General features: G+C 46.6%; 15 protein-coding genes. 5 read left to right on the forward strand and 10 right to left on the reverse strand.

Annotation, left to right across the window (positions count from 1 at the left end; all coding sequences use genetic code 11):
* Window positions 1-57: 57 nt before the first annotated feature.
* The 4 genes from rlmM to AC5YBZ_RS12165 form a co-directional block, all read right to left on the reverse strand.
* Window positions 58-1143, reverse strand: coding sequence for a 23S rRNA (cytidine(2498)-2'-O)-methyltransferase RlmM (gene rlmM / locus AC5YBZ_RS12150; RefSeq protein WP_475514489.1), 1086 nt, complete (start codon window positions 1141-1143; stop codon window positions 58-60).
* Window positions 1144-1237: 94 nt separating this feature from the next.
* Window positions 1238-1627 (reverse strand): DUF423 domain-containing protein, encoded by a 390-nt coding sequence (locus AC5YBZ_RS12155; protein ID WP_494521253.1) that lies wholly within the window; start codon window positions 1625-1627, stop codon window positions 1238-1240.
* Window positions 1620-2366, reverse strand: coding sequence for an alpha/beta fold hydrolase (locus AC5YBZ_RS12160; RefSeq protein WP_494521252.1), 747 nt, complete (start codon window positions 2364-2366; stop codon window positions 1620-1622). Before AC5YBZ_RS12160 ends, AC5YBZ_RS12155 begins: the two co-directional genes overlap by 8 nt.
* Window positions 2347-3258, reverse strand: a complete 912-nt coding sequence (locus AC5YBZ_RS12165) for a transcriptional regulator GcvA (protein ID WP_494521251.1) — start codon at window positions 3256-3258, stop codon at window positions 2347-2349. Before AC5YBZ_RS12165 ends, AC5YBZ_RS12160 begins: the two co-directional genes overlap by 20 nt.
* Before the next feature lie 180 nt (window positions 3259-3438).
* On the opposite strand from AC5YBZ_RS12165, the gene AC5YBZ_RS12170 reads away from it, so the two are divergent.
* A complete protein-coding gene (locus tag AC5YBZ_RS12170) occupies window positions 3439-3672 on the forward strand; it encodes a hypothetical protein (protein ID WP_494521250.1) in 234 nt (77 codons plus the stop codon).
* A gap of 466 nt (window positions 3673-4138) precedes the next feature.
* On the opposite strand, the gene thiI is transcribed toward AC5YBZ_RS12170, so the two are convergent.
* The 3 genes from thiI to pomA all read right to left on the reverse strand — a co-directional run bounded on the left by thiI (window position 4139) and on the right by pomA (window position 7467).
* Entirely contained in the window at window positions 4139-5593 is a 1455-nt protein-coding gene (thiI, locus tag AC5YBZ_RS12175; RefSeq protein ID WP_494521249.1) for a tRNA uracil 4-sulfurtransferase ThiI, read from the reverse strand.
* Between the two features lie 166 nt (window positions 5594-5759).
* A complete protein-coding gene (locus tag AC5YBZ_RS12180; protein ID WP_494521248.1) occupies window positions 5760-6695 on the reverse strand; it encodes a flagellar motor protein MotB in 936 nt (311 codons plus the stop codon).
* 4 nt (window positions 6696-6699) lie between these two features.
* A complete protein-coding gene (gene pomA / locus AC5YBZ_RS12185) occupies window positions 6700-7467 on the reverse strand; it encodes a flagellar motor protein PomA (RefSeq protein ID WP_494521247.1) in 768 nt (255 codons plus the stop codon).
* Window positions 7468-7868: 401 nt separating this feature from the next.
* Between pomA and xseB the strand changes: the two genes are divergently transcribed.
* Genes xseB through dxs form a run of 3 tightly spaced genes read left to right on the forward strand, consistent with a single transcriptional unit; the run spans window position 7869 to window position 10881 of the window.
* Window positions 7869-8108: an exodeoxyribonuclease VII small subunit gene (xseB, locus tag AC5YBZ_RS12190; protein ID WP_494521246.1), complete on the forward strand. Its 240-nt coding sequence runs from the start codon at window positions 7869-7871 to the stop codon at window positions 8106-8108.
* Window positions 8109-8990 (forward strand): (2E,6E)-farnesyl diphosphate synthase, encoded by an 882-nt coding sequence (ispA, locus tag AC5YBZ_RS12195; protein WP_494542961.1) that lies wholly within the window; start codon window positions 8109-8111, stop codon window positions 8988-8990.
* A 22-nt stretch (window positions 8991-9012) separates the two neighbouring features.
* Entirely contained in the window at window positions 9013-10881 is a 1869-nt protein-coding gene (gene dxs / locus AC5YBZ_RS12200; protein ID WP_494521244.1) for a 1-deoxy-D-xylulose-5-phosphate synthase, read from the forward strand.
* Window positions 10882-10982: 101 nt separating this feature from the next.
* On the opposite strand, the gene grpE is transcribed toward dxs, so the two are convergent.
* Window positions 10983-11615, reverse strand: a complete 633-nt coding sequence (gene grpE, locus AC5YBZ_RS12205) for a nucleotide exchange factor GrpE (protein ID WP_494521243.1) — start codon at window positions 11613-11615, stop codon at window positions 10983-10985.
* A 100-nt stretch (window positions 11616-11715) separates the two neighbouring features.
* Here grpE and nadK point away from each other — a divergent pair, with 100 nt between their 5' ends.
* Window positions 11716-12594, forward strand: coding sequence for an NAD(+) kinase (gene nadK / locus AC5YBZ_RS12210; RefSeq protein WP_494521242.1), 879 nt, complete (start codon window positions 11716-11718; stop codon window positions 12592-12594).
* 223 nt (window positions 12595-12817) lie between these two features.
* Here the strand turns inward: nadK and AC5YBZ_RS12215 are convergent, their stop codons facing one another.
* Window positions 12818-13882, reverse strand: coding sequence for a TonB family protein (locus AC5YBZ_RS12215; RefSeq protein WP_494521241.1), 1065 nt, complete (start codon window positions 13880-13882; stop codon window positions 12818-12820).
* 125 nt (window positions 13883-14007) lie between these two features.
* Window positions 14008-15348 (reverse strand): MATE family efflux transporter, encoded by a 1341-nt coding sequence (locus AC5YBZ_RS12220; RefSeq protein WP_494521240.1) that lies wholly within the window; start codon window positions 15346-15348, stop codon window positions 14008-14010.
* Between the last annotated feature and the right edge of the window lie 69 nt (window positions 15349-15417).

Below are 15417 nucleotides of genomic sequence, written 5' to 3' on the forward strand. Positions count from 1 at the left end.
AGCCCCGCATAAGCAATTATGTGGGGCTTTTTAATATCATGCTGTCCAAGATAAGGCTTAGTTCCAAGCCGTATTAGGGCGCAGCCATAAGTGCACTGTCACTTCATCACGATCGTGATACAAATGCTTGCAGGCTAAATGAAACTCTTCAATGCCATTCTCTTTTAAGATGGTCTTCATGGTGTCTAATATTGTCGACACCTCTTTATAACGACTCTTCATCGGCAGTTTAAGATTAAAAATAGCCTCTTTAAACCAGCCATTAATTGCCCATGCTTCTATCAACTCCGCCACTCGCGAAGGCTTCTCAACCATGTCGCACACTAACCAGTAAATATTTTTACGCGGCGGTTCAAAACGAAAACCATCAGCTTGATAATGTTTTACCTGTCCGGTGTCCATTAAGCCTTGATCCATTGGGCCATTATCGACAGCGGCCACAAACATGCCTCGACGCACCAATTGATAAGTCCACCCACCAGGGCATGCGCCTAAATCGACGGCGTTCATTCCGCTACGTAAACGCTGCTCTTGTTGATCCTTAGGAATAAAATGGATAAAGGCTTCATCCAGTTTAAGCGTTGAGCGACTCGGCGCATCCGCAGCCATCTTTAAACGCGGGATCCCCATAAAGTAGGGCGAGCTGTTATTGCTGAGCGAGTAACCCACATACGCCGTGCCTGAACCAACAAAACAGACATGAATAATCGGGCGTTTTGGATTTTCTTTTTCTAGCAGAGTGCCACTGCGCTTTAAGGCTTGACGAAGCGGTACCGTAAACTTACGGCAGAAGTTAGATAACTCTTTCGCTTCATTGGTATCAGGGGTTTCAACCCTCAGCTCGCCCGCTTTGCTCACTTTGGCTAACGCTTCAACGATTGGCGTGACGCGATCGTTTTCAGGCAGTGATTTTAGTAACTCATTGGCGGCAAACATCTGACGAGTAAAAATGAGCGAATCTAACTCCAGCTTTTTAGCCAGAATATCGGCGTCGCCAGCTTGAAAACATTGAAAAATAACGTAACCGTCATTTTTGTTGGTTTTGACAAAGCCACCAATATCCAATTCAGCAGCGCGATGCTGGATCTCGGCGGCGCACTCTTTCTCGTAGCCAGCACGGCAATATAAAAATAGGTTAATCATCAGAACTTCCTGAATAAAAAATGGCGACCAAAACAATCGGCCGCCATTCTACACTTTCTACTAAACGAATACGATTGCCATAACAGGCAAGGCACTAATCATCCAGCTCAACCACCCTGTCACGCCATACCGCAACGGCAATAAACAGCCAACCAAGTAAGAAGCAAAATCCCCCCATCGGCGTTACAGGGCCAGTCCATTTGGCACCAAGCAAGGCATACAAGTAAAGCGAGCCTGAAAACAGCACAATCCCCAGCATAAACAGATATCCAGCCCACGTGATTAAACGCGACTTTAACCAATGACCACCAAAGGCCACCGCAATTAAGGCAAAGGTATGATAAAACTGATACTCAACGCCCAGATTAAAGATAGTTATCATCTCGGCACTCGTGACCTGCTTTAACCCGTGTGCGGCAAAGGCGCCTAACGCCACGGCCATAAAACCACTGAGCGCCGCCATGAGTAAAAATCCTTTATGCATGTAACCCCCTAATAAAACTCACGCTATAAGATATTGCCTGTTGCAGGTTAGCCGCTTGTGTGGTGCCTGACGACTTTCGCGGCGCAAAACTATGATCGCCATCGCTTAACCATAGTAACTGCGCAGAATATGGGGTAAGCCATGGTTCTACTTGCCCTTTAGCGCCAAATTTATCGCGCTCCCCTTGTATCACCAGCAATGGCGCGGGACACAAAGCAATCGGCTCGAGTCTTGGCTCGCCCCCTTTCGGTGGCACAAATGGATAACCCAAGCAAATCACGGCATCGACCGCCACTTCGCTCGATACCATAGCGGCCATACGCCCGCCCATCGACTTACCCATTAAAATCAGTTGCCGCGGACGGTAGCGTTGACGTATCGCCTCAATATGTAACTTAAAATCATTTAAGAGTTTAGGCGCCCTGTCTGGCGGGCGTCGTTTGCCATCAATGGCATTGTTACGCATATAAGGGAAATTAAAGCGCACTACACTCATTCCTGTAGCACTTAATCCAGCAGCCAAATCGGCCATAAAGGGATGCGCCATATTGGCACCTGCGCCATGGGCCAACAAAATCAGCGTGTCGATATCAGTGTCTTTGTCCGCCACAGGCCCTGAAAGCCAACATTCGCTACTCGGCAATGCGTTATCAAGCATAGGTTGCTCAAGCAACAAACGGCTAAAGGTAGCCGTCTTAGTATCTTGATTATCCGCATCCTTAACCTGGCAACAACTCACTACGAGACTCCTCTTCAAACATATCTAACATCCATTGCCTAAAGGCGGCAATCTTACCGATTTCGGCATGGTTTTGCTGACACACGAGGTAATAGGCATCTTTGCTTACCAGCACTTCAGAGAAAGGGCAGACTAAACGGCCGGCTTTAATATCGGGTCTCGCCAAGACACTGTAACCCAATGCAACCCCTTGACCATGAGCTGCCGCCTGTAAGACTAACGATGAATGACTAAAAATGGGACCTTGGTTCACATTAATATCATTAATGCCACATTGCCGAAACCAAGCCTGCCAATCGTGACGACTTGAGTCATGTAATAGGGTGTGATGCTTTAAATCACTTGGCTGCTGAAGTGGTTTAGGTCCATTGAGTAACATGGGTGAACACACTGGAATTAACACCTCATTGCGCAGCTTGTCGGCACGCACACCGGGCCAGTTTCCCATGCCATAATAGATAGCCACATCAACATCGTCAGTAAGCGAACTGGTTTCATCGTCGACAGCTTTAATGCGCACATCAATATCAGGATTCTTTTCACTGAAATTAGATAAACGAGGCACTAACCATTGAATCGCAAAACTCGGCGAGGTACTGACAGTAAGGGATCCTACGGCGCTTCGAGCAAGTAAACGATCTGTTGCATCGGCCAGCTGAATGAAAATATCTTTGATATCGAGAAAATAGCCCTGCCCCTCTTCAGTTAACAACAAAGAGCGGTTTTTACGACGGAATAATTTTAAGCCAAGGTACTCCTCCAACGCCTTAATTTGATGACTAACAGCGGCTTGCGTGACAAACAATTCTTCTGCTGCTCGTGTAAAGCTTAAATGCCTGGCAGCAGCTTCAAATGCTTTGACCGCATTCAGTGGAGGTAGACGTCTAGACATAGTGATCCTTGTCGCACATTTTGATTAGTTTTCCTAATCCTAATTGTTACATTTTATCGTTTGTAAAGAAACAAGGAACTGGTAAAATTTGCACCAATTAAACGATGATATTAGACAGCCTCTACGACGAGAAGGGGGAGTGTCTAATCCCCCAATAGCAATCGCTCGGAGACGATTAATATGATTAACTTTAAGACTGTTTTTGCTATGGCGTTGCTCTCTAGCTCAACTGTCGTAAACGCAGATGAAATCCTTGTAGATACTACCGATTTACATGCATCGATCAGCGCAGAGTTGGCCGAAGGATTGACCCAGATGCAACAAGATCTCAATGATGACCTCAACGCTATTTTAATTGCACATGAAGATGAGCAATTAAAGACCGAAGCCGTTAGCGCACAACTTGCAGAGTAGCATAAGTTGCATCATCACGAGCAATAGTACTTATTGCAAGTCATAAAAAGCCGCATTCTTTGATGCGGCTTTTTTATTACCACTCATTATGGCCACTTATTCAACCTTTGAGCCAATCAAAGTAGCTTATTGGTAATATAATATTAGCAATATTCATCTTGCACCATTATAGCCATCTGCTAGGCCCATGGATGACTGTGCCTCCCATTGTGACTTTTACCTATGAAGCCAATCTCTTAACTTTATCAAGTCGCTTTGTCTCATCGTTTAAGTCAGCTAGCTGGACTCAATCAAGTCATATAAACTAAACCTTCGCAGATACACTAACCTGCAGGCTGCATTAGATTCAGGCGCTAAACCCTTGTGAGTCGCCATGGTATGTTAACCACATAATGTACTGACTATCGTGTAAACATCAGATAACAAAAAGCCGCCTGTTAGGCGGCTTTTAAAAGCTAAATAACAATTACGGGCGATAGACCTTCACGTTATTATAGCCTTGCTCTTGCAGATACAACGCCTGCAACTTACTCATTACCCCTCTATCGCAATACAATAGATAGGTTTTATCTTTATCGAGGGCGGCAAACTGAGTGGCCAACTTAAAGAATGGAATGGTTTTAATCTCGACCCCGTCAATCGTTAATGGGCTCTGCTCTTGCTCTTCTGGAGCACGAATGTCGATGACAACTTCGCCACCACCAATTGAGTCAACGGTTTCAGTTGCCGTGATCTTAGTATCCATGCTGGTTGCTATCTCCCTAATATCAATAATTTCGGCATCGGCAATCACCCTATCTAACAGATCGTCAGAAAACTTAGCTTCTTCGGCCTCGATTTTTGATAATACCGCTTTTACCGTAGGTTTTTGTGAAATAACACCGCAGTATTCGGGTATCGACTTGGCGAAATCTTCGGTGCCAATTTGACGACTCAGATTAATAATATCTTGCTTATCCATCACAATAAGTGGGCGTAAAATCAACATATCGGTGCAGCGATCTATCACATTGAGGTTAGTCAAAGTCTGGCTCGATACCTGCCCCATAGCCTCACCAGTCACTAATGCTTGAATACCCATTTTTTCGGCAACCCGAGTCGCAGCGCGCATCATCATCCGCTTAAGGATAACACCCATCTGACCATTATCTATTTTTTCTAAAATCTCGGTCACGACAGGATCAAACGGGACTGAAACGAATTTAACCTTATGAGATTCGCCGTATTTTTGCCATAAGTGGTAAGCAACCTGCTTTACACCGATCTCATGTTGATCGCCGCCAAGATTAAAGAAGCAATAATGGGTTCGCGAGCCACGCTTAATAAACTGGTAACTCGACACACCCGAGTCAAACCCACCAGACAGCAAAGAAAGTACATCTTCTTGGGTAGCCATAGGGAAACCGCCGAGTCCGTCGATACGTTTTTCAACCAGATAAAGGTGCTCTCTATCGATCTCTAAATTAACCGTCATATCGGGGTTTTTCAGCCTAACGCCAGTAGCGTCGGTAAACTGATTTAAACCACCGCCCACGTAGCGTTCAACTTCAATCGAGTTAAACTCATGCTTACCACTGCGCTTGACCCTTACACAAAAGGTTTTTCCCGCAAGTTGATCTTTATATAGGGCTAACGTCTGCTGATAGATATCGTCAACCGACTCAAAGGTACTCTCTTTAACTTGCAGCACATGGGCGATCCCAGGAATACAGGCTAAGCGCTCGGCATATACAGCCACCATTTCAGGCTTATCTGCGGGTACCATAACCATGATTTTATCCCACTGGCGCTGGACTTTTGCGTCCTCATCGACCTTGCGCAGCACATTACGAATATTAGTTTCAAGCATCTTGGTAAAACGCATTCTTACCGGTTTGCTTTTCATCATGATTTCAGGAAACAGTTTTACGATAAATTTCATGGAAGTTCCGAGGGGGATAAATTTAGACAGCAATTTAGCCATTATATCAAGCTCACTGCACAAATGCCTATTGTGCAGCGCTAAAAGATCATAATTTTAAACGGGCACACAGCAAACGGGCCCCAAATAGTGACCCGTTATGGACAATTATGATATAAGTCAGCGGTTATGGCCCGACCTTGATCTCATCGGTTTCCTTTGCCTTGCCTTGCTCAATGGCAATTTCGACACGTCGATTGCGTGTACGATGTTCGGCAGAGTCGTTAGCCACCAGAGGCTCTGAGCTGGCCATACCGACCACTTTCATCCGTTGTGGTTTAAAGCCGTCCACTTTAATTAACTCATGGGCGACAGCCACCGCACGCTTACTGGAGAGATCCCAGTTAGAACTATAGAGTTCATTATTGATTTTTATATCATCGGTATGCCCCGATACCGTCACCACACCCGGCACATCTTTGAGTAGTTCGCCAACACGGCGCACTACTGGTTTAAATCTCGGCTGTAAGAAACCAGAGCCAGATGCAAAGGCGCCTTTTTCACGAATGCGGATGATGATCTGCTGCCCTAGAGACTCAATTTCAATCGCCCCATCAACAATCTCTTTATTGAGGGCTTGAGCCATTTTCTTTACTTGGTCGTTAATCTGATCTTGTGAAGAGGCTTGTTGCTGCGACTGAGCTTCGGCTTCCGCCTGCTCTTGTGCCGTCGACGAAGCATCGCCACCGCGCTGAGCCCCTTGTTGCTGCTGTATGCCACCAGCGCTGTCATCTTCACCCGCCTGCACTTCAATCGTCTGCTCTGTCATCTCATTGGTTTGCTGATTAATGATTTCAATAGGTGTGGGCTCGGGTTTGCCAGGACGAAACTCTAGCGCAATAACAGACGTGCCCTTAGGGATATCTTTAACTTCAACCTTATTTTGCACCCCGAAGGCGTATTTCATTGAGCCGGCGATCTGCTTAAACTTCATGACATCCATTTCGGAAAACGCCAGCAGCAGCACGAAAAAGCACATCAACAGCGACATCAAGTCTGCAAAGGTCGCCAACCACTTAGGTGCCCCCGCAGGCGGACAATCGCATTTGACTTTCTTAGCCATACGGCTATTCCCCGTCCGTGGTATCGATTGTGCGCTGCTTCTCTGATAAATAGTTTTTCAAGAAACCTTCTATCACCCTCGGGTTTTGACCATCTTGGATAGCCAATACCGCGTCCATGATCAAGTTACGATTGAGCATCTCTTCACTCATACGCAGGGTCAATTTATCGGCAATCGGAATAGCGATCATATTGGCAATGATGGCGCCATATAAGGTGGTCAGCAAGGCGACGGCCATCGCAGGCCCGATAGACTTAGGGTCATCCATGTTAGACAACATGGCCACCAAGCCGATTAAGGTACCGATCATCCCCATAGCAGGGGCAACATCACCTAAGGATTGAAAAATACCAATGCCGGTTTTATGGCGGTCCTCTGTGAGCGAAATATCTTTTTCCAGTGCTTCACGCACCACCTCACCATCGTGACCATCGACCAACATGTCGACCGCTTTTTGCATAAAACTATTACTGATTTCAGCCTCTTCTAGCGCTAAAAAACCGCCCTTACGCGCCGCATCTGCCATAGTAACCGACTGTTCAATCAACTCATCGGGTTTATCGATTTTAAAGATAAAGGCTTTGGCGGCAATTTTTACTGCACCTAAAAACTGCTTTAAGTTGTACTTCATCATGACCACAAACAGCGAGCCTATCATCACAATCAGTACCGAGGGCACATCAATATAAATTGCTATGCCACCACTGGTGAACATGGCACCGATAATAAAAGCAAACGCACCAATTAGGCCTATCAGTGTCGCTAAATCCACAACTCTTCCTTATCTATAAAATAGGCTGTCTCTAACTTGCTCGCTCAAGCAACGCGACCAAGTTAATCAGCTCGATAAACGCAAAAAATGGGGCCTGTTGATGGTCACCCCATATATCCCTAACACAAATAATTATACGGTCTATGTTTGCCAGATAAAGCCATTATCGGCCACAGACCACCTTAACGGCTTCGCGCACTTTAGGGTATAATCGTCGACAAAATTGAGTCTTAATCTATTACCATTATCGGACAGCTTACACGCAAGTTTAGTTATAAATTCAATTTTTTATAAAAAAACCTCTTTAAAGCGTGCTGTTGCACAAATATACGGCAGCGTAATTTGACCCTTAAGGTTGACTGAGATACTTTGTCTGTCGCTAATTTCTTGGGAAAATCACTGTGGCTAAAAAACCTGAAAACCTCACTTTTGAAGAATCCTTATCCGAGTTAGAACGGATTGTCGGCGACTTAGAGCAAGGTGATGTATCGCTCGATGACGCATTAAAACAATTTGAGCGCGGTATCAACCTAGTCAGAAACAGCCAAGCAAAGTTAGAGCAGGCACAACAAAAAGTGACTATTCTAACCCAAGAGCACGACCAACCCAGTTTGCATCCCTATATTGCCGAGGGCGAATAATTGCTAGCCGATGCGATAACCCAATATCAGCAGCGAGTCGATGACCAGCTGCGCCACTTTATCCATGCTCAAGATGATACCGAGCCGAAACTCAAAGCCGCGATGGCGCATGGCGCATTACTGGGGGGCAAACGTATTCGGCCCTTCCTAGTGTACGCTGTAGGCGACATGCTTAATGTCCCCTTGAAGCAACTCGACGCCTGCGCCGCCGCCATCGAATGCATCCATGCCTACTCACTTATTCACGACGATTTACCCGCCATGGACGACGACGCCTTGCGCCGCGGTCAACCCACAGTGCATATCGCCTTCGATGAAGCCACCGCGATTTTAGCCGGTGATGCTTTGCAGACCCTAGCTTTTGAAGTTATTAGCCAAGAGCAGCCAGATTTACAACCAAGCCAACAGTTGGCCATGGTACGCTCGCTAGCCAAGGCTTCTGGCTATCATGGGATGTGTGGCGGTCAATCGATGGATCTTAATGCCACCGATAAACAGATAGACTTAACCACATTAAAACGCTTACATCGCCTTAAAACTGGCGCCCTAATTCGCTGCGCAGTGGAATTACCTATCATTGCCGCAGCCATCACAGATAACGAGCGCGATCTACTGTTAGAATTTGCCGACGCAGTGGGTTTAGCCTTTCAAGTTCAAGACGATGTGCTCGATATTATCGCCAGCACCGAAGAGCTTGGAAAGCCACAAGGGTCTGACTGCGAGTCCAATAAGAGCACCTACCCTAAATTGCTGGGCTTGCCTGGTGCACAAGCAACCGCTAAAAGTTTGATCGATGATGCCCTATCAGCGCTGGCTAAATTACCATACAATAGCCAGTTAATTGCCGAATTCGCCCGTTTTATCATTGAGCGAAGAGTATAATAAAGAGCCAAAGAATCTCGCTATGAGTTTGGATATAACGAAATACCCTGTGTTAGCACAGGCCAACACCCCTGATGAGCTGAGACAGTTGCCACAGGGCGTGCTCCCAAAACTTGCTGATGAACTCAGAAGTTTTTTGCTGCAATCGGTAGGCATTTCGAGTGGCCACTTTGCCTCAGGGCTCGGCACAGTCGAACTCACCGTTGCCTTGCACTATGTCTATAACACGCCATTCGATAGACTCGTTTGGGATGTGGGGCATCAAGCCTATCCACATAAAATTTTAACCGGGCGCCGCGATAAGATGCATACCATACGTCAAAAGGGCGGCATACACCCCTTCCCTTGGCGTGAAGAAAGTGAATATGACACCTTTAGTGTGGGTCACTCAGGTACCTCTATCAGTGCAGCTCTGGCCATGGCCGTGGCTGCAGAGAAAGAGCAAGCAGGGCGAAAAGTGGTCGCTGTGATTGGCGATGGCGCGATGACTGGCGGCATGGTGTTTGAGGCGATGAACCACGCTGGAGACCTGCATAACGACATGTTAGTCGTGCTTAATGATAACGAGATGTCGATTTCAGAAAACGTCGGCGCACTCAATAATCATCTAGCCCAACTGATGTCTGGCCGCTTATATACCACCATCCGTGAAAGCAGTAAAAAAGTGCTCAAAGGGATGCCTGTTATCAAAGAGATGGCTAAGCGCACCGAAGAGCACCTTAAAGGTATGGTCGTACCTGGTACCATGTTTGAAGAGCTGGGCTTTAACTATATTGGCCCTATCGACGGTCACGATGTCGATGCCTTAGTCGAAACCATGCGAAACATGCGTAACCTATCGGGACCGCAGATTTTACATATCATGACCAAGAAAGGTCGTGGTTATGAACCGGCAGAAAAAGATCCCATAGGCTGGCATGCAGTGCCTAAGTTTGATCCGTCAACCTTTGCCAAGCCGGCCGCAAAACCTTCAAATCCTAGCTTTTCTCAAATATTTGGCCGCTGGCTGTGTGATATGGCAGCAAAGGATGACAAAGTCTTGGGGATCACCCCCGCCATGCGCGAAGGTTCAGGCATGGTTGAGTTTTCTCAGCGTTTCCCGGGGCAATATTTCGATGCCGCGATTGCTGAGCAACACGCAGTGACATTAGCCGCAGGCTTTGCTTGTGAAGGGTATAAGCCCGTTGTGGCCATCTATTCGACCTTCTTGCAACGCGGGTATGATCAATTAATTCATGACGTGGCGCTGCAAAAGTTACCGGTGATCTTTGCTATCGACCGCGGCGGTATTGTTGGCGCAGATGGCCCGACCCATCAGGGCGCATTTGACTTAAGCTTTATGCGCACGGTTCCTAATATGGTGATCATGGCGCCATCTGACGAAAATGAATGCCGGCAAATGCTCTATACAGGCTACTGTTATAACGATGGCCCAACGGCCATCCGTTACCCTAGAGGAAGTGCCACTGGCGAACCACAAGTTGACACCATGACGGCTATGGAAATTGGTAAGGGGTTGATTAAGCGTCAAGGCCAAAAAATTGCCATCCTTAACTTCGGCACCACCTTGGCTGCGGCAGATTATGCGGCCCAGGCCTTAGATGCCACACTGGCTGACATGCGTTTTGTTAAGCCATTAGATGCTGAACTGGTTAAGCAATTAGCCACCAGCCACGACCTGTTAGTGACAGTGGAAGAAAATGCCATTATGGGCGGCGCAGGTTCTGGCGTATTGGAACTACTGCAACAACTGAAATTGCCCATGCCAGTGCTTAATATCGGTTTGCCCGATGAGTTTATTAAACACGGTGAGTCGGCGGAGATTTTGGCAGAGTTGAAACTCGATGGCGAAGGGATTTTACATCAAATCAACGCCTATATCGGTGCGTGATCAGTCAGTATATCTAGTCAAATAGTGACAAAAAAATAGGCCTCAACTTGAGGCCTATTTTTATAATAACGTCTTTTTATACTAACGACATCGAATACCTATTAGGCTTGGGTATCGATTGAGCCAGTATCGGCCGAATCGCCACCTTGCGACACCATTACCATAGCAGGGCGCAGCAGGCGGTCGTTAAGGATGTAACCTTTTTGCATGACCATCATAACGGTATTTGCCGGAAACTCATCACTTGGCTGCATGCCAATAGCTTGATGATGATCAGGGTTAAAGGCTTCACCTTGTGGGTTCAATGGTGATAGACCAAACTTTTCAACCGCTGTAGTAAAGCTCTTAAGCGTCAGCTCAACCCCTTCATAAATCGCCTTGGTGGTCTCATCTTCTACATTGGTTCCTTGAAGCGCTCGCTCCATGTTATCAATAACAGGTAAAAGTTCATTGGCAAACTTTTCGAGGGCGAACTTGTGGGCCTTTTCCACATCCATGGCAGCACGACGACGGACATTATCCACTTCTGCAGCGGCGCGGATCACAGAATCTTTCTGCTCCTCGACTTTCGCTTCCGCAGCGGCGAGTGCCTGTTCAAGCTCTTCTATACGAAAATTAGCTTGGGTTAGCTCATCCATCAAATTGGCCGCATCTTCAACCACTTCGGTGTCGACTTCTGGCGCGATATTTTGATCAATCTGTGGCTCTTGTGCTTTATTTGATTCGTTGCTCATTGTTACTCCAGCTAAAAATGCTTTGTTTCTGCATGCTCTGGGCATATTATGGGGATCAAATTTGAGGTTTCAAGCCCTAAGGCATGGATCAAAGACAAATATGAGTAAAGCGTTCCACACAATCGGCTTAATTGGCAAACCCCATCACCTTGGGACACATAATACTCTAAAACAACTGCATCATTGGTTAACCCAACAAGGCTATGATGTTTATGTTGAAGAGCGAGTTTCCGCTGAAATTGGCCCCCATGTCAAATCGGTCGATTTACTGCAAATAGGTGAATACTGCGATTTGGCTATCGTCGTCGGCGGTGATGGTAATATGTTAGGTGCGGCGCGCGTACTAGCCCGTTTTGATATTGGCGTTATCGGCGTCAACCGCGGTAATTTGGGCTTCTTAACCGATCTGCCTCCCGAAGGATTTGAACCCGCATTAACTAAAGTGCTCGAAGGCAATTACGAAACTGAATACCGCTTCTTACTCGAATCGGAAGTCCATCGTCATGGCAGCGTAAAAGCCAGTAATACCGCTGTTAATGAAACGGTGCTCCATCCAGGTAAAATTGCGCATATGATTGAGTTTGAAGTCTATATTGACGGCAACTTTATGTATAGTCAGCGCGCCGATGGCATGATTGTTTCCACCCCAACGGGCTCTACAGCCTATTCACTTTCTGCCGGGGGAGCCATTTTAACCCCCAACCTTGAGGCGCTCATTTTAGTGCCGATGTTTCCACACACTTTGTCTTGCCGGCCGATAGTGGTCGATGCCTGTAGCACCATTAAACTAGTGGTGTCACCCGATAATGATGATGCCTTAGAGGTCAGCTGTGATGGTCATGTCACTTTAGCGGTACTGCCAGGCGATGAAATTATTATCCGCCGCAGCAAAGAGCGCTTACATTTAATCCATCCTACGGGATATAACTACTTTAACGTACTAAGAAGTAAACTCGGTTGGGGCAGTAAATTGTTTTAACTAATGACCACACTTATAGCTACGGGTAATAACGCCACTTACCCCAGAATCACCCAAGCGAATGACAACAGGCAATTTACCTATTTTTATATAACTCAAATAGGTCACATGCCATCGGTTCAAATTTTGTGACACTCAAAAATAAGCCCTCGCATTACAAGAGGGCTTATTAATTAATAACTTACCATTCGATGGCTTAATCGCCAAAAAGGCAGACTAGCTGTTAACCTTGTACCTCAAACAGTAATCGCACTCTGGTCTGCGCCGCAACGGGCTTACCATCGACAAACTTAGGCGCATAGCGCCACTGCTTTATCGCCTTTAGCGACTCTTTTATAAATAAAGGCCCCCCTTCAGAGGCTAGGGTCACAGGATCTTGCACAAACCCTTGTTCATCGACAGTAAATTCAATCTCCGACCATCCTTCGCGTCCAGCACGGATATAGGACATAGGATAGTTAGGCGACGAACGAAACAGCGGTGTTTGTTCTTGTTGTTCATCCCAAGGCGTCATACTGCCAATCGCAATACAGTGGGCTGTGGCCTGCTCGCTCTCGCCCTCATGCTCATATAGCTCGACTAAACGTGCATGGGCTGACAGCTTATAGGGATGACTAAAATCGAGCACAGCAAACTGCTTGACCACCTCTTCTAGATGGGGAATTGCATCACTGTAGCGCTTTTCACTCGCCTTTATTACGCCAACGTAATAAGTTGCCGTTATCCGGCGGATATCATTATTAGGCAGCTGCTGATAGATCTCATAGGCATCTAATACATCACTGCGAATATCACGACCGTAATATTCCGTCGACACCAACGCCTTAAAAGCCAATAACTTGACCTCGGCGGTAAGTAACAGGTTATCGCTTGTCTGTGCAATGGAGATAGCTTCTTTAAACAGCGACTTTTGCTCTTTAGACGCCGACATGGTTTGCGCAGCGCCCAGTAGTGGGTCGATAAGCTCGATGGCTTCAGCCCCAAAATGGCCGCGATAGCGTGCTAAAACCTGCAAAAACTGTTGCTGCGCGGCCTCAAGATCGCCTTTGGCCTGCAGGGATGTTGCCCAGTTCAATTGCAGGTGAGCAATGTCGATAGCGCCAGGTTCAAAATACCCCTGACCGAGCAGATAGGTTTGCTCTGCATACTGCTCAGCAGCTTGGCTATCTTTAACTTTAACGGCATGTTGATAAGCGGCATAACTGTCGCTAAAAGGAGAGGCGCTAAGCGATGCAGAATTGATTAACAGTACTGCATTTAGCGCCAAAAGCGGTAATTTTAAAACCATATAAACAAATATCCTTATTTGTGAAACTAAACTAACGCAGCTTTTCCCTGCTTTATATTAGGTAAACTCGACTCATGTTAAACAAGCATTTCACTGGTTAACAGCTATCCTAACAGTCTACCCAGTTATTGCAAACTCTTGTAAAGTAAGCTTAATCGCCTGACCATCCATAAGGTCAGTAAGGCGCTGCAACACGCCAAAGAGATCCACACGCCTGTCACCCCAAACGCCCAAGCAAACAGATAAATAATAGCGGCAATTAAAATTAACTTACTGCCCGTTAGCATGGCCGCGTCTTTAGGGCGATTGATCGCCTGGAAAAATGCCGCGCCAGTAAGAATAACGCCTTCAAAAGGCAGTCCCCAAAAATAGAGGCGCATCCCTTCGATAGCCACAGGCGTTAACTCGGCATTATCGCCGGCAAAAATATACACCAAATATTTCGGCAGCAGATAGATAAACAATAAACCGATGGCCGCTGTGATTAAGGTCATCAAAGTAGCAATTTTAAACGTCTGGAACACCCTGTCGAACCGGTTGGCTCCCGCATTAAAACTGAAAATGGGTTGCGTGCCGAGCGCTATTCCCTCAAAAATCAAATAAAACAATGCCTCGGTGTAGCTGACCACACCGTAAGCGGCAACATGTATTGGCCCACCCACCCATAAAAACGCCATATTATGTAGCGTTAACACAATAGAGAGATACAGGTTCATTAAAAAGCTGGGAAAACCCACTTTTACAATGTTGAGGCAGTGATCTAGGGTCAGCTTCATCTGCTCGATATTGATACCGAGGCGCGTTTTTGCCGTAAAAAAATGTTGTAAACAAGCCAAGCCTGTCACTGCTTGACAGATCATAGTGGCAATGGCGGCACCTGCTAGCCCGAAAGGAAACACCACAATAAACAGCCAATCGAGTAGCGCATTAAGGCAACCGCTGATGATCAATATCCAAGTTACAAAACCTGGGCGACCATCGTTTCTTAACAGCGCTGCAAACGCGATGGCCAAAATAGGAAACACACCTAAGGCAAAATACCAAAACAGGTATTCATCGGCGCTGCGTAGCACTTCTCCCTCGGCGCCCAACCAAATTAAGATATCGCGACTAAAAAATGTGCCCACCAGCGCAAATAAAACGCCGGTAATTAAACAGAGGGTAAAGGTGTTACCGAGTATTTTTCGCGCTCGCGCCGGATCATTGCGCCCCAAATTGATAGACACCAATGAGGCGCCGCCCATCCCCAACAGCGCACCGACCGCATACAAAATGGCCCCAACCGGGTACGCCAGCATCATTCCGGCCAAGCCGACTTCGCCCAGATAATGGCCAATAAACATGCCGTCTATCACCATATACACCCCAGTCACTAACATAGATAAGATCGTGGGAATGGTATAACGCCATACTAATGTTGGGATTGGGTCTGTTGCTAACGATTGATCATGTGGTACGTCTTGCATAGTCAGTTATCTATCTGCTCAGTAAAAAAGACAAAGAAATCCTGTTAACCATTCACTGTAACGCGGACC

The organism is Shewanella sp. 553 (assembly GCF_059338375.1).

Coding starts and splice junctions, on each gene's coding strand:
- rlmM (WP_475514489.1), bottom strand. CDS start 1,143: ATGATTAACCTATTTTTATATTGCCGTGCTGGCTACGAGAAAGAGTGC.
- AC5YBZ_RS12155 (WP_494521253.1), bottom strand. CDS start 1,627: ATGCATAAAGGATTTTTACTCATGGCGGCGCTCAGTGGTTTTATGGCC.
- AC5YBZ_RS12165 (WP_494521251.1), bottom strand. CDS start 3,258: ATGTCTAGACGTCTACCTCCACTGAATGCGGTCAAAGCATTTGAAGCT.
- AC5YBZ_RS12170 (WP_494521250.1), top strand. CDS start 3,439: ATGATTAACTTTAAGACTGTTTTTGCTATGGCGTTGCTCTCTAGCTCA.
- thiI (WP_494521249.1), bottom strand. CDS start 5,593: ATGAAATTTATCGTAAAACTGTTTCCTGAAATCATGATGAAAAGCAAA.
- AC5YBZ_RS12180 (WP_494521248.1), bottom strand. CDS start 6,695: ATGGCTAAGAAAGTCAAATGCGATTGTCCGCCTGCGGGGGCACCTAAG.
- dxs (WP_494521244.1), top strand. CDS start 9,013: ATGAGTTTGGATATAACGAAATACCCTGTGTTAGCACAGGCCAACACC.
- grpE (WP_494521243.1), bottom strand. CDS start 11,615: ATGAGCAACGAATCAAATAAAGCACAAGAGCCACAGATTGATCAAAAT.
- nadK (WP_494521242.1), top strand. CDS start 11,716: ATGAGTAAAGCGTTCCACACAATCGGCTTAATTGGCAAACCCCATCAC.
- AC5YBZ_RS12215 (WP_494521241.1), bottom strand. CDS start 13,882: ATGGTTTTAAAATTACCGCTTTTGGCGCTAAATGCAGTACTGTTAATC.
- AC5YBZ_RS12220 (WP_494521240.1), bottom strand. CDS start 15,348: ATGCAAGACGTACCACATGATCAATCGTTAGCAACAGACCCAATCCCA.